The 15,454-nt window shown below is 36.2% G+C and carries 1 protein-coding gene; it reads right to left on the bottom strand.

The genetic code is table 11. The features are described from left to right. Nucleotides 1-80 precede the first annotated feature (80 nt). Nucleotides 81-15,401 carry a non-ribosomal peptide synthetase gene (locus H2O64_RS20570; RefSeq protein WP_187564123.1) on the bottom strand — a complete coding sequence of 5,107 codons (15,321 nt, stop codon included), beginning with the start codon at nt 15,399-15,401 and terminating at the stop codon, nt 81-83. Between the last annotated feature and the right edge of the window lie 53 nt (nt 15,402-15,454).

Here is a 15,454-nt window from a genome sequence, read left to right as displayed (position 1 = left end):
GTAATTAGTGGCTCCTTGTGTAAAGAAGCTGTAATAATTGATTATATAGGTGGTTTTATGTTTTAGCTAAAAAAACATGTTTAGGATTGAATGGTTTCTCCTAGTAGTTCATTTGCGATCATTTCAATGTTTTTGACTAATTGAATTGCATCGTAGTGATTTCCTTCAAGATAGATGTGTTCAAAATTCCCTGTCGTATATTTTTCCCAATCTTTCATGTTCAAGAATTTGTTACTAATGTGTTTCTTAGTTTTGAAAGCTATAATATCTCCTTTTACTTTTCCTCTTTGCTTATATTTGTTGTTGAGTTCGATATTGTTATCCCATAGTTTTTGAATACGTGCTGTTTGCTCTTCATTGTATTCAAAACTTCTTAACCATCCTTCTAAGTAACGTAGTTCATTTTCATTCGCTTCTATTACTTCTTCAGTCAGTTTTGGTTTTCTTCTACTGATGTTTCTATCAATTAGAAGTAATCGTGTTTCAAATCCTTTGCCTTCTAATATTTTAGCAGTTTCAAATACGATACTTGCTCCTAATGAGAATCCAACTAGCGTTATTTTTCTCGGTGAGCGATCTTCTAAAATTTGTCGAGAGAAATTCCAAGCTTTGTCTTCTAAACTTTTATCAAAAGGTTCGTCAAAGTCAAATCCGTTGTCTTGAATTCCGTAACAGTTGAAATCATCTTTTAATAATTTTACGATTCCCATGTATGCTAATGAAGCTCCCATTAATGGTGGAAAGAAGAAAACGTCTTCTTGTTCTTCTAAAACATCTGTTAGCGTTATGATGTTGTTGAAATCTCCTTGATAATTGCTAGAGAGTTCTACTAAATCCTTTATGAATGGAGCACTAATGACATTTCCTAGATTTATTCTCAGATCCATTTCAGCATTTATTCTAGAAACCATTTGAAGTGCTTTCATAGAATGTCCGCCAATATCAAAGAAGTTATCTTCAATACCAATTTCTTCACGTTCTAAGATTTCTTTCCAAATTTCAACCATCTGTGCTTCGCTCTCGTTTGTAGGTGCTACATATTTAGCAGAAGATACTTCTGTTGGTTTAGGCAATGCTCTTTTATCAATTTTCCCATTCAGCGTAAGCGGGAATTTCTCCACTTGAATAAAGTACTCTGGAATCATAAATGCTGGCAAGAAGTCTCTTAAATACTCTTTTAGATCGTTCTTTTCTAATACTTCGTCAGACATGAAATAGGCAATGAGATATTCATCTTCTTGCACTGTAAATACCGTTACTAATGCTTGAAGAATTAGCGGATGCATTCCCAGGTTACTTTCTATTTCTCCTAGTTCTATACGCAATCCTCTGATGTTTACTTGTGCATCATTACGTCCAATGAATTCAATGTTTCCGTCTGCTAACCATTTTACAACATCGCCCGTTTTGTATAAACGTCCTTCTCCAAACGGATTTGGAATGAAAGTAGTTTTTGTGAGTTCTTCATTGTTAATGTATCCTCTAGCGATTCCTGCGCCACCAATGTATAGTTCGCCTTCAAAACCTACTGGCATAGGATTCATGTGCTTGTCTAAAACGTATGTTTCCTTGTTTTTTATTGGCTTTCCAATTGGAACATCTCTGTCTTCAAATTTCTGATCTACTTTAAATACCGTACTCACTACAACTGCTTCCGTTGGTCCGTAGTTGTTGTAAAGTGCAAATGGTACTTTATCAAACGTTCCAAGTGTGTCTCCTCCAGTTAAAATTTTAATCCTTGGATTGACCTCTTTTCCAGATTCTTTCAAGAATTTACATGCTACAGTTGGTAAGAATACTTGATCAATTTCTTTTTCATGAATCCAATCGAATAAGCTATCAAAACCAGTTCCCATCTTATCAGCTGCCATGTATATAGTAGCGCCTTCTAGTACTGCAGGCCAAAATTCCCAGACACTTGCATCAAAACTGATACTTGCATACATACTTACTCTACTTTCGTGTGTGAGTTCGTAATATTCCGTATGCCATTCGCAAAGATTGATGAGTCCTGCTTGTTCAATCATTACACCTTTTGGCTTACCTGTAGAACCTGATGTGTATATTACATACGCCAAGTTGTTTGTGTTGGCTTCGTTTTTCAGGTTTGTAATAGGATAGTTATCAACTTGATACCATTGTTCTGGTATTTTGAAAGTTTCTGCTACTAGTTCTTCTTCAAAATAATCTGTTAGTACCAATTGAACGTTTGCATTCGTTAATTGATAGTTGAGACGCTCTACCGGAGATTTTGAATTCATTGGTAAGTATGCAGCGCCTGTTTTTGCAACTGCTAGTATACTTATTGCTAACCATTCATTGTGTTCTGCAATGATTCCGATGATATCTTCTGGTTTTGCATCATATTTATTCTTCAGATATTGTGCTAGTTGGTTTGCTTTTTCGTTGAGCTCTTTATATGTCATTTCATATTCACCATCAACAATAGCGATACGATCTCCGTGTTTTATAACTTGTGCTTCAAATAATTCATTGAGCGTTTTTTCTGGAGTTATAATGTTTGTGAGTTCATTTCTAGAAAACGTTGTTGCAACGAGTTGTTTTTCTTCTTTTTCAAGATAATTTAACTCATACATATCCATTAATGGATCTTGCATGATAGAAGTTAGTAATTGAATTAAATGCGCTCCCATTGTTTCAATACGTTCTTTGAAAAATATATCCGTATCATATTCAATTGACATGATTAATTCTCCATCACGTTCTTTAAAGTAATAGGTTAAATCGAATTTACTAATCGGCATTTGCACATTTGTTTCTTCAATTTCTAAGCCTTCTAACATCATTTCGCTTTCATCGCCAGCGTTTGCATCTTGCAATACAACCATGACATCGATTATAGGTGATCTACTTAAATCACGAATTACTTTTAAATCATCCACTAATTTATCAAACGGATAAATTCTATGATCAAACGCCTCAAGCACCGTTGTTTTCACTGTTTGTAAGAAGCTTAGGAATGAATCATTTTCTTGATATTCACTCTTAAATGCGAGTGTATTTGAGTAGAATCCGATTTGATCTTCTAAATCAGTATGACTTCTTCCTGTAATTGCCGTTCCAATCGTTAAATCATCATTTCCAGTGTATCGAATCAACATTGTTTTAACCAAGGTCAGTAATCCCATAAATAAAGTACTGCTTTCTTTTGCGAGTAATTTTTGGAATGTTTTCGTTGTATTCGCATCTATTTTGAAGTATAATCGATCTCCATTAAATTTTCGCGATGGTGGACGCCACATATCTGTTGTAATATCTAGCGACTGCGAATCACTCGTAAGTTTACTCATCCAATAGTCTTTATGACGTTGTAGATTTTCACCACTTAGTTCGTTTTGTTGCCAAGTAGCAAAATCTTTATATTGAATAGTTAATACTGGCAATTGATGTTCTTCACCTTTAACAAGTGCATTGTATATAGTAATTATTTCTCTATTTAAAATTTGCAATGACCACTCATCACCAATAATATGGTGAATGTTAAAGAAGAATAAATAGTCTGTATCCGTTGTTTGATATAAGCTCACCTTGATAAGCAAGTCTTCTTCTAGGTCGAATATTTCTTGAGAAGCATTTTGCCCGAGTCCTATTGCAAAGTCTTTCGGGTTTTGTTCATTTCTTAAATCTATATAGTCTATATCAAAATCAACTTCTTCAATTGGTACAATTTTTTGACGTGGTTCTTCTAAGGTTTCTACGAAAAGTGTTCTGAATACTTCATGACGTTCAATGATGGTTTCAAAAGTTTGTTTTAGAATTTCTTTGTCTAAATTTCCTTCTAACCAATAACTATACGGCATATTGTATACTTCTCCTGAAGATTCTAATTTTTCTAAAATCCAGATTCGTTTTTGTGGATATGATGGTGGATAATTCTCTTGTTCTTCTGCTTTCGTAATTGGTGTGTATTCTTCAAAATCTCCATTGATAATTAGGTCTGCTAAGTCGCCTAATACTGGATACATGAAAATATTTTTTAATTCAATTTTCTTTGAGAATGCTTTGTAAATACGAGATACAATCTGAATTCCTTTCAACGAATGCCCACCGAGTTCAAAGAAATTGTCTTTGATTCCTATTTGTTCATTACCTAATACTTCTTCCCAAATTGCAACTAATGCATGTTCGGTTTCATTGGTTGGCGCTACGTATACTCTAACCAATTCTTCTGATGGATTTGGTAATGCACGTTTGTCTATTTTTCCATTTGGTGTTAATGGGAATATTTCTAAACCAATTAAATACGTTGGAATCATGTATTCTGGTAAACAGTCTAACAAGTGCGTTCTCAGTGGCATACTTTCAATGCCTTCGCCTGTATAATAACCTGCCAAGTGTTTCTCACCTTCGATTTCAAGACCTACCACAACACTTTGTTGAATGCCTTCGTAACTCAACATTGCAGATACAATTTCTTCTAATTCAATTCTGTATCCACGAATTTTTATCTGATGGTCAATTCGTCCGTAGTATTTGATACTTCCTTCTTCATTCCAACTACACAAATCGCCCGTATTATACATGACTGTATTTTCTTGATACGGATGATTGATAAATAGTTTCTTTGTGAGTTCTTCTTTATTTTGATAACCAACCGCGATTCCAGCACCGCTCATGTAAAGCGTTCCAACAATCCCAATTGGTACTAATTGTAAATCTTCATCTAAGATGTACGATTGTGCATTATCCACAGGACGCCCAATGTATGGAATGTCTTGTGTTTGTTCGACCATTTTATAAGTTGCATACACCGTTGTTTCCGTCGGTCCGTACATATTCCAAATCGTTTGTGAGTAGTTGATTAGCGATTGTCCTAATGATAAGGATAACGCTTCTCCACCAGTAATCACACGAACCGTTTCGCTTCCTTCCCAACCTGCATCCACTAACATCTGCCAGAAACCTGGCGTTGCTTGCATGATTGTTGGATTGTGTTTGTCAAACAATTCAATAATTTCTTCTGGCGATTTTAACGATGAAGTCGAAGCGATAATCACACTTCCACCAACATGTAGTGGCAAGAATAATTCTACCACGGACATGTCAAAAGCATAGGTTGTGACTGCTAATAATGAATCTGATGCAGTTGCTGAAACTTCGCGTTCCATAGCATACATCAAGTTGGTAACTGATCTATGTTTTATTTTAACTCCTTTTGGTGTTCCAGTCGAACCTGAAGTATAAATCATATACGCTAAATCGTATGCATCAACAGCAGCCGAAGTTAATTCACTACTGTAATTTGATAGTTCTTCTATTTTTTCTGGAAGAATCATCATATTAATGTCTGATTCATCTTCATACGCAATATCTGAGATTAATAAATCTGCGCCACCATCTTCCAGAATGTAACTAATTCGTGAGTTTGGATAACTTTTATCCATTGGCAAATAAATTCCACCAAGTTTCAAGATACTCAACATAGAAATCAGCATCCATTCGCTTCTGTCCATTAATAAACCTACACGATCACCTTGCTTGACGTTGTAATTCTCTTTTAGATAATTTGAAAGCTGATTTACCGAAGTATCTAATTCTCCATAACTCACTGCACGATCTGCAAAGTATATTGCAATTGCTTCTGGTGTTGCAATCACATTTTCTTCATATCGCGACAAGAAACTTCCCGTTAACGGATAGTCTTTCGCAGTATTATTAAAATCTACCAGAATTTGAGAACGTTCTGCAGCAGCTAAATAATCATACTGACCAATATTCGTTTGTGGAGCAGCAACTACTAATTGCAAGAGTTCTTTTATATGTGAAACCATTCGCAAGATACGCGAATCAGAAAATAACGACGTGTTGTATTCTACCGTAAGGTGTAATTCATCATCACGTTTGCTAAAGTAGAATGTGATGTCGAATTTACTGTTGACTAAGCTTGTAGCGTCTTCTTCTATTTCGACTCCATTAATGGATTCTTTCGATTCCTTGATGCCATCTTGCCAAACAACCATGACATCAAATAGTGGCGAACGACTTAAATCACGTGAAGTTTGTAATTCTTCTACTAATAAATCAAACGGATATAGTTGATGTTCGTACGCTTCTAAACAGGTTTGTTTTACCTGAGCTAATAAATCTTGATAACTCATGTCTTTAGAAACTTCATTTCGAAGCACTAATGTGTTTAGGTAGAATCCTATTTGATTTTCTAAATCAGGATGCGTTCTGCCTGAAATCGGCGTTCCAATAACAATATCTTTCGTGCCTGTGTAGCGATATAAAAGTGTTTTCACTAACGAAAGCACGCCCATAAACATGGTGTTTCCGCCACTTGTTACCAATGTATTGAAGTCTTTGGCAAGGTTGGTGTCAAATTGACAATATTGATGCGCTCCTGAGAACGTTTTTACTGGCGGTCGTATGTAATCGGTTGGCAATTCTAACGGCGTTATTTCACCTGCTAGTTTTTCTAACCAATATGTTTTGTGTGTCGATTGTTCATCGCCTTCTAATTCTTCTGCTTCCCAAGCTGCATAATCTTTGTATTGAATAGATAATGGCTCCAATGCAAGTTCTTTTCCTGCAACGATTTCATTGTATGAAAATTGAATTTCTTCAATGATAATGCCCACAGACCATTCATCAGAAATGATATGATGATTTACCAATGTGAATAAAAATTCTCCTTCGGAAACTTCAAAAACAGCTACTTTTATGAGTGGTCCGTTTTCTAAATCGAGTGGACTTTCTACTAAGACACGTAATTTTTCTTGTGCTTCCGCATGTCCATTTTCACTTTCTTTTAAGTCAATATGATCGATTTTAAAGAATTCGTTCGTTTCTAAAACTATCTGTCGTACCTCATCATCAATCATTTTGAATACGGTGCGAAGAATTTCATGACGTTCTATGAGTGCTAAAAACGCTTGATTTAAGGCTTCTATGTTTAAATCGCCATGGAACCAATAAGACATTGACGTATTGTACGCAGCTCTTGCTTCATTGAATTGATTTAATGCCCACATACGTTTTTGTGCGTACGAAGCAATATAATGATCTGCTTCAGCAACGTTTTCAATAGATTTGAATGCTGTTAATTCTTGCTGATCAATTAGTGCTGCTAATGCTGCTAAATCATCTGTTGTGAATATATCTTTTAGTGAAATTTCTACAGATTGATTTTTTCCAATGGTGGATACTAATCGTATTGCTTTTAGCGAATTTCCACCCAATTCAAAGAAGTTGTCTTCTTTTCCAACTTGCGGAACTAGTAATAATTCTGACCAGATTTCTGCCAATAGTATTTCAGTATCGGTTTCTGGCGCAATGTATGTTTTGGTTGAAACTCCTTGCGGTGATGGTAATTTTGATTTGTCAAGCTTTCCGTTGGATGTCAATGGAAATTCCTCCAATCCAACATAATAACTTGGTACCATATACGCTGGTAATTGTGCTTCTAAGTATGTTTTTATTTCACTTGAAATTTCTTCTGAACCAATGTAATACACAACTAAAGAAGCTGCGGATTCGTCTGAAACTGTCAGGATTTCAAATTGTGTGACTAAGTCGCTTTGCGATAAGATTCCGCTAAGTTCACCTAATTCAATTCGATGACCTTGTATTTTTACCTGATCATCTTTTCGTCCGTGATAGTGTAAGTTTCCTTCACTGTCCCAACTTACGATATCTCCTGTTTTGTATAAAGTTCCTTCTCCGAATGGATTTGATAATGTGCGTTCTGCCGTTAAATCTTCGTTTCCAATATACCCTTTGAAAACTCCTAAACCACCAACATATAATTCTCCTTGAACTCCAATTGGCACCAATTCATGGTTTTTGTCTAATACATATAATGTAGTGTTTTGTATTGGACGACCAATTGTAATTGCGTTTGCATCTTCTATTAACGCGACACTACAACCAACTGTCGTTTCCGTTGGACCGTATTCGTTGTAGATTTTCATCGCAGGATTTAATCCTTTTAGAATGGAAACATGATTTGCTGTCAACGCTTCTCCACCAACAATCGCTACTGAAATATTTGTGCTTTTTATATCTAAACCTGCCAATACTTGAATGTGCGAAGGTGTTAGTTTTACTGTTTTAATTGATTCGTTCGTGAATACTTTTTGCAACGCCGTTAAATCATCTTCTTCAGAAGAAACAATGTTTAATACATCTCCGCGAAGTAATCCGCTCCATAAACTTGTCACTGTTAAATCGAATGATAACGATGTAAATAGACAACTTGGATAGTTTGCTTCGTTTCCGTAATAGTTCTCGTTTGCCCAATCTAAGTAATTGACAACTGAACTGTGTTTTATTTGTACACCTTTTGGTCTTCCTGTAGAACCTGAAGTGTAGATAACATAAGCTACCTCTTCTCCGTTAAGAGAGATTGCTGGTTTTGTTGTTGGGTGATTTTGTAATTCTTCTTGTAACTTATTAATATTTATACTCTCTATAGAATATTCAACAACAGCTGAATCACCAATAACTAAAGAAACATTTCCGTCCGAAAGCATGTATTCTATACGATCTGATGGATAATTCTTGTCTATTGGTAAATATGCGCCACCAGCTTTTAGGATTCCTAAAATACTGATGAGTAGATTTTCACTACGATCTTGAATGATCGCGACAATACTTCCTTTTTGTATGTTGTGCTTAGCTTGTAAATACTGCGCCAATTGATTGGAACGTTCTTCTAATGCTTGATAGCTTAGTGTTGCACCTTCATACTGTAAAGCTTCCGCATTTCCACTTGAATTTACTTGCGCTTCAAATAGTGAAACCAACGTTGTTTCTGAAGACTGCGATACAACTTCACCTTGATACTTATTTAGTAAAACGATACGTTCTTCAGCTTCTATCAGTGGTAATTTATCTAACGAAATTGTACTGTTTGCAACGACACTTTCTAACAATTTCCCTAAATGATCGCCTAAACGTTTCATACGTTCATCGCCATAGATATCTGTGTTGTATTCGATGTGAACTGCAATTTCGCCTTCAGCGCTTTCTTTGAACCAAAACGTAATGTCGTATAAACTTGTATCTACATCCACACGAACTGAAGAAACATCTAATCCTTCCATTTCTACCGTTTCTTCTGATGTTGCTTGCTCAGTTGCTAAAACAACTACAACATCATATAATGGAAAACGACTTAAATCTCTTGATAAATCGAGTTCGTCAACTAATAAATCAAACGGATAGGATTGATTTTCATAGCCATCTAAACAGGTTTGTTTTACTTGGTTTAGTAAACTTGTGAAATTGTCACTTCCTGCAAATTCTGTTCTTAACGCTAAGTTGTTGATGTAAAAACCTATTTGATTTTCTAAGTCAGAATGTTCCCTTCCTGCAATTGGCGTTCCTACAATGATATCCTCTTGTCCGCTATATCTGTACAATAATGCCTTCGTAAGCGACACCAATCCCATAAATAAGGTACTGTCTTGCTCCTTTACGAAGTTTATAAATGTATTGCTTACTTCTTTTGAAAAAGTAACATATTGCTGTGCTCCATTGTACGTTTGTACTGCTGGACGCACATAATCTGACGGCATGTTTAATATTGGCAATTCGCCATCGAGTTTGGATAACCAATAGTTTCGAGCGTTTGCTAACTCACCTTCTGCCAATTCTTGTAATTGCCAAGCTGCATAATCTTTGTATTGAATTGGTAAGGCTTCTAAAGTAGTTTCTTCACCTTTAGTAATTGTGTTGTAATAGCTTATTAAATCGCGAATTAATACTTGCATTGACCATTCATCTGAGATGATGTGATGAATTGAAAATAGCAAACGATGTTTAGAGTTTCCTAAGTTTACTAATATCACTTTGAATAATGGTCCGCTTGCTAAATCATACGGAAAAGCTGCTAGTTCAGCTAAGATTTCTTCAATTGACGCTTCTTGATCTGTTGCTTCTGATACATCCGTTACAGGAATTTCAAAAACAACGGATTCCATTGATTGTATTAACTGACGTGGTTCGCCGCCATCTTTTAAGATGAATGTTGTTCGTAAACTTTCGTGACGCTCTATGAGTTCTTTAAACGATTGGGTTAACGCATCGATGTTTAATTCGCCTTCAATGTCATAACTGATAGGGCGACTGTATGCTGTAAAGTCTTCTTGTAATTGGTCTAAAACCCACAAACGACGTTGTGCATGCGAAAGTGCATAATCTTCTTGTTCTTCAATTTTGGTAATAGAAACATACGTTTCGCCTTTGGATTCTGAGATTAGTAAAGCTTGTGCTTTTAGTTCTGAATAATTGAAGATTTCTCCAATGCTCAGTTGCACTTCGTGTTGTTTGTAAACACGCGAGATTAACTGAATTGCTTTTAACGATGATCCACCTAAGTTAAAGAACGAATCATTTCGTCCGATACTTTTTTGCGGAACGCTTAACAATTCTGCCCAAATGGTACTCAACGATTCCTCAATTGCTCCTTTTGGCGCTTCATAGTTGCTTCCACGTAATAATTCTGATGGTTTTGGCAATGCGCGTTTGTCTACTTTTCCGTTTAGTGTTAATGGAAATTCTTCCATGTACATGAAATAATCCGGAATACTGCTACGATCTAAATTTGCAGATAGAAGCGAGCGTAATTCGCCTGCATCATATTCTTGTCCGCTGTAATAGCAAAGTAGCGAATCTACAGTAGTGTCATTGTGAACAATTAATTCAACTTGACCAATTTTTTCTAGGTTTAGTAATGAACTACGAATACCATCGAGTTCAACTCGTACACCATGCAATTTAATTTGATCGTCAATTCGTCCAAGAATTTCTAAGTTTCCGTCGCTATCGTAACGACCGATATCGCCCGTTTTGCAAACTAAATCTTCGCGATCCGTTACTAACGGGTTTTGTACAAATAAGTTTCCTGTCAATTCTTGATCTATATATCCTTTTGTGAAGTATGGACTTTTGATATAGACTTCGCCAATTTCTCCCCACATGCTGAGTCCGCTATCGTTTATCACAGCAATCATACTATTATCAATTGCTTTTCCAACAGAAAGAACCGTTCCGGCTTCAAGTTCTTCTTCTGGAATGTGATAACAACTTTTTAAAACTGTTGTTTCCGTCAGTCCGTATAGGTTGCTCATGCGAGCTGAATGACCTGAGATCGATCGCCATAAGGCAACATCGCGTCCGTATAGTTTTTCTCCTGCCAAAACCACTTCTTGTAAGGCTGTTAGTGACACATTTTGTTCTTGTAAATTATTGGTCAGTAATCTAAATAATGACGGAACCGTTTGTAAGATGGTTATTTTTTCTTCTGCAAGCCAACTTCCTAACAGAATCATGTTCTCGCGTGTTTTTGTATTTGGAATACATAAACGGCTTCCTGAGATGAGACTCGTTAAGATATCTTTTAAACTCGCATCAAATGTCACAGCCGCAATTTGACTTACACGACTTTCCGTGTTGAATCCGAAGGTGTTTTTGTGCCAATTGATATACTGAGCAATGCTTTCCTGATTTCCGACAATTGCTTTCGATTTCCCTGTCGTTCCCGAACTGTAGAAAATGTAACTGCTGTTATCTATTGGATATTCAACCGAAATATTGTCTTCACTGTAACTTTCTAGATTGTAGTTTGATAGTTCATAGTTCCCCGAAGCGTCCGTTTTGTATACTTCTAAGCTTGTTTTTTCGAGTGAGATTAAATCTGAATCGCCTAAATCGAAATCGCCCAATAGTGACGAACCTGATACTTTGAATACTAATACATGACTAAAGTTGTGTTCAATATTTTGAGTCTGAAATGCTGTCCAAGATGCTGCATCAGTTACTAAAACCTTCATGGAAGTTTCTGAAATTGCTTGCTGCATTCGCGAAAGCGAGAAACTATTTGATAATGGAACATACGTGATTCCTGTTTTTAGACAAGAGAGTAAACTTCCCACGAGTTCTTTCCCGCTAGGTACTAAAACACCTAGCGCATCATTTTCGGATAATCCTAACTCTAGTAATAATCCACTTAGTTGGTTTGAGAATGAGTTTAATACTTTATAGCTTGTTTCGCTACCTGACTCCACTAATGCAGCGTGTTCAGGATGCGACGAAACGATTGTTTCAAAGGCTTTGTGAATGTATGTTGGTTGTACTTCTTCGATAGATTCTAAGAACCAATTGCTCGAAGATTGCTCTTCCGTACCTAAATAGGTCAGTTCTTTTAGTGATGCATCTGGTGTAGAGATTACTTCTAAGAGTAGATTATCTAGATGACTTACCATACGCGTGATACGATCCGCGTCGTATAAATCAGTACTGTATTCGATGCCACCTTCTATACAATCTTCACGATCAACAAATTGAAAACGTATGTCTCCTTTACTAATTTGTAATTCTTCATTGGCAGATGCAACTTCTAAACCTTCCATTTCTAGCGCATCCATGAATTGTAAATCTACATTTTGTAAAATCACAACGACATCAAATAATGGCGAACGATTTTTAGCAAGATTTACTTCTAATTCTTCCGCTAGTAAATCAAACGGATAGGTTTGATGATTGAATCCGGCAACACTTACTTCTTTTACGTGTGCTAATAATCCTCTAAAACTGTCTTCTCCGCTAAATTTTGCACGAAGCGCTAATGTGTTTAGGTATAATCCAATTTGGTTTTCTAAATCCGCATGATCTCTTCCTGCAACAGGAGTTCCGAGTGTTATATCTGATTGTCCTGTATATCTGTATAATAACGCATAGACTAATGAACTTACACCCATAAATAAGGTACAACCTAATTCTGAGCATAATTCTTTTAACCCAGCGCTTGTTTCTTTTGAGAAAGAGAAATGATGCTGTGCACCTTTATGACTCATAACTTCTGGTCGCGGACGATCGGATGCTAAATCAATTCGTGGTGCTTCTGCTAGATGTGTTTTCCAATACGTTCCTGATGCATCAAATTCTGCACTACCAACAGCAGAGGATTGCCAAGCCGCGTAATCTTTGTATTGAATTGGCAAAGCTTCTAAAGAAGTTTCTTCGCCTTTTACCGATCCGTTATAGTACGTTACCAAATCGCGGACTAAGATTTGCATAGACCATTCATCCGAAATGATGTGATGATCTACAAATACTAAATCGTATACATCTGCTCCATACCAAAGTAGTTTTACTCTAAATAATGGCCATTGACTTAAGTCAAAACGTTTGTGTCGTAATTCGGTTATGAGTGTATCTCTACGTTCGGGAGTTTCGCTGATATCAATCGTTTCAATATCCACGACAACATCGCTGTTTTTTAATATTTTTTGACGTGGCGCACCATCTTTTAAGATGATAATGGTTCGTAAACTTTCGTGACGATTTATGAGTTGTGTAAATGATTTTGTTAGCGCATCAATGTCTAAGTTCCCTTCTAAACGATATACTTCTGTTCCGTTGAATGGTGAAATTCCTTTTATTTGTTGTTCTATCAACCACGTACGACGTTGTGCATGCGAAAGCCCATAGTCTTCTTGTGTTGCAACTTGTACAATGGAACTGTATGTCTCTTCTTTAGATTCTCCTATTAATACAGCTTGTTCTTTTAATTCTGAATGATTGAAGATATCTCCAATGCTTAGTTGTACTTCATGTATTTTGTATACTCTTGAAATTAACTGAATTGCTTTTAAGGAAGATCCACCTAAGTTGAAGAACGAATCATTTCGTCCAATACTATGTTGTGGAACACTTAATAATTCTGACCAAATTGTACTTAACGATTCTTCTATTGCGCCTTTTGGTTCTTCGTAATTGCTTCCTCTGAGCAATTCTGATGGTTTTGGCAATGCGCGTTTGTCTACTTTTCCGTTTAAGGTTAATGGAAATTCTTCCAGATGCATAAAGTAATCAGGAACACTACTACGATCTAACGTTTTTGATAGTAAATTGCGTAATTCGCCAGCTTCATATTCTTGTCCGCTGAAATAACATAGCAATGAATCGATAGTATCATCTGTATGAACAATGAGTTCTACTTGATCGACATTTTCAAGGTTCAGTAATGCACTGCGAATGCCATCGAGTTCAACTCGTACACCATGCAATTTGATTTGATCATCAACACGTCCTAATATTTCAATATTTCCATTTGTATCATAACGACCAATATCGCCCGTTTTACATACGATATCTTCACGATTGGTTACTAATGGATTTTGCACAAATAAGTTCGCCGTCAATTCTTGATCTAAATATCCTTTACTTACGTACGGACTTTTGATATAGATTTCACCTATTTCTCCTCTGTTACATAAGCCTTTTTCATTGATGATTGCAATCAATGTATTACTGATAGCTTTCCCAACTGGCAATACGGTTCCAGCGTCTAATTCTTCAGTTGGAATGTGATAACAACTTTTTAAAACGGTTGTTTCTGTCAGTCCGTATAAGTTGCTCATACGTGCTGAATTCCCTGAGGTTGATCGCCATAAAGCAACATCGCGACCGTATAATTTTTCTCCTGCTAAGACAACTTCTTTTATAGCTGTCAATGCTAATTTTTGTTCTTGTAAACTATTTGATAGTAATCTAAATAATGATGGAACTGTTTGTAAGATGGTGATTTTTTCGTCTGCTAACCAAGTTCCTAACAACACCATGTTTTCACGTGTCTTCGCATTTGGAATGCATAAACAACTTCCTGAAATTAGACTCGTTAAGATATCTTTTAAACTCGCATCAAACGTTACCGCTGCAATTTGACTTACGCGACTTTCTGTATCAAACCCAAACGTATCTTTGTGCCAATTGACATAATGCGCAATACTTTCCTGATTCCCAACAATCGCTTTCGACTTTCCTGTCGTTCCGGAACTGTAGAAAATATAACTGCTGTTGTCTAAAGGATAATCTATTGAAAGATTGGTTTCGCTGTACGCGTCTAACGTATGTTTTGTTAAGGTAGCTTCACCCGAATCATTTAGTGTGTATACTTCTAAGCTTGTTTTTTCGAGTGCGATTAAACCTGAATCGCCAAAGTCTAAATCTAAACCACCTAATAATGACGAACCAGATGCTTTAAATACCAATACATGACTAAATTTATGTTCAATATCTAAAGCTTGAAATGCTGCCCAAGATTCGGTGTCAGTCACCAACACTTTCATCGAAGTTTCTGAAACCGCTTGTTGCATCCGCGAAAGCGAAAAACTATTCGATAATGGAACATAGGTGATTCCTGTTTTGAAACATGACAATAAACTTCCTACGAGTTCTTTCCCGCTAGGCAATAAAACACCTAACGCATCATCTGCTGATAATCCAATGTCCAATAACAAACTACTTAGTTGGTTAGCGAATGAATTCAGTGATGCATAACTCGTTGTACTACTAGCCTCAACTAATGCTGTGTGTTCAGGATGTAACGAAACGATAGCTTCGAAGGATTTGTATATATATTTTTTAGTCATTGATCTATTTTTTTAACGGTGTGGTTTTTTACTGAAAAATTTTTTTTTAGCGT

The organism is Kordia aestuariivivens (assembly GCF_014397005.1).
GTDB classification, from domain to species: domain Bacteria; phylum Bacteroidota; class Bacteroidia; order Flavobacteriales; family Flavobacteriaceae; genus Kordia; species Kordia aestuariivivens.
Note: the sequence above shows the minus strand (reverse complement) of the source record. Positions and strands in the feature narration are given on the sequence as shown.

Coding starts and splice junctions, on each gene's coding strand:
- H2O64_RS20570 (WP_187564123.1), bottom strand. CDS start 15,401: ATGACTAAAAAATATATATACAAATCCTTCGAAGCTATCGTTTCGTTA.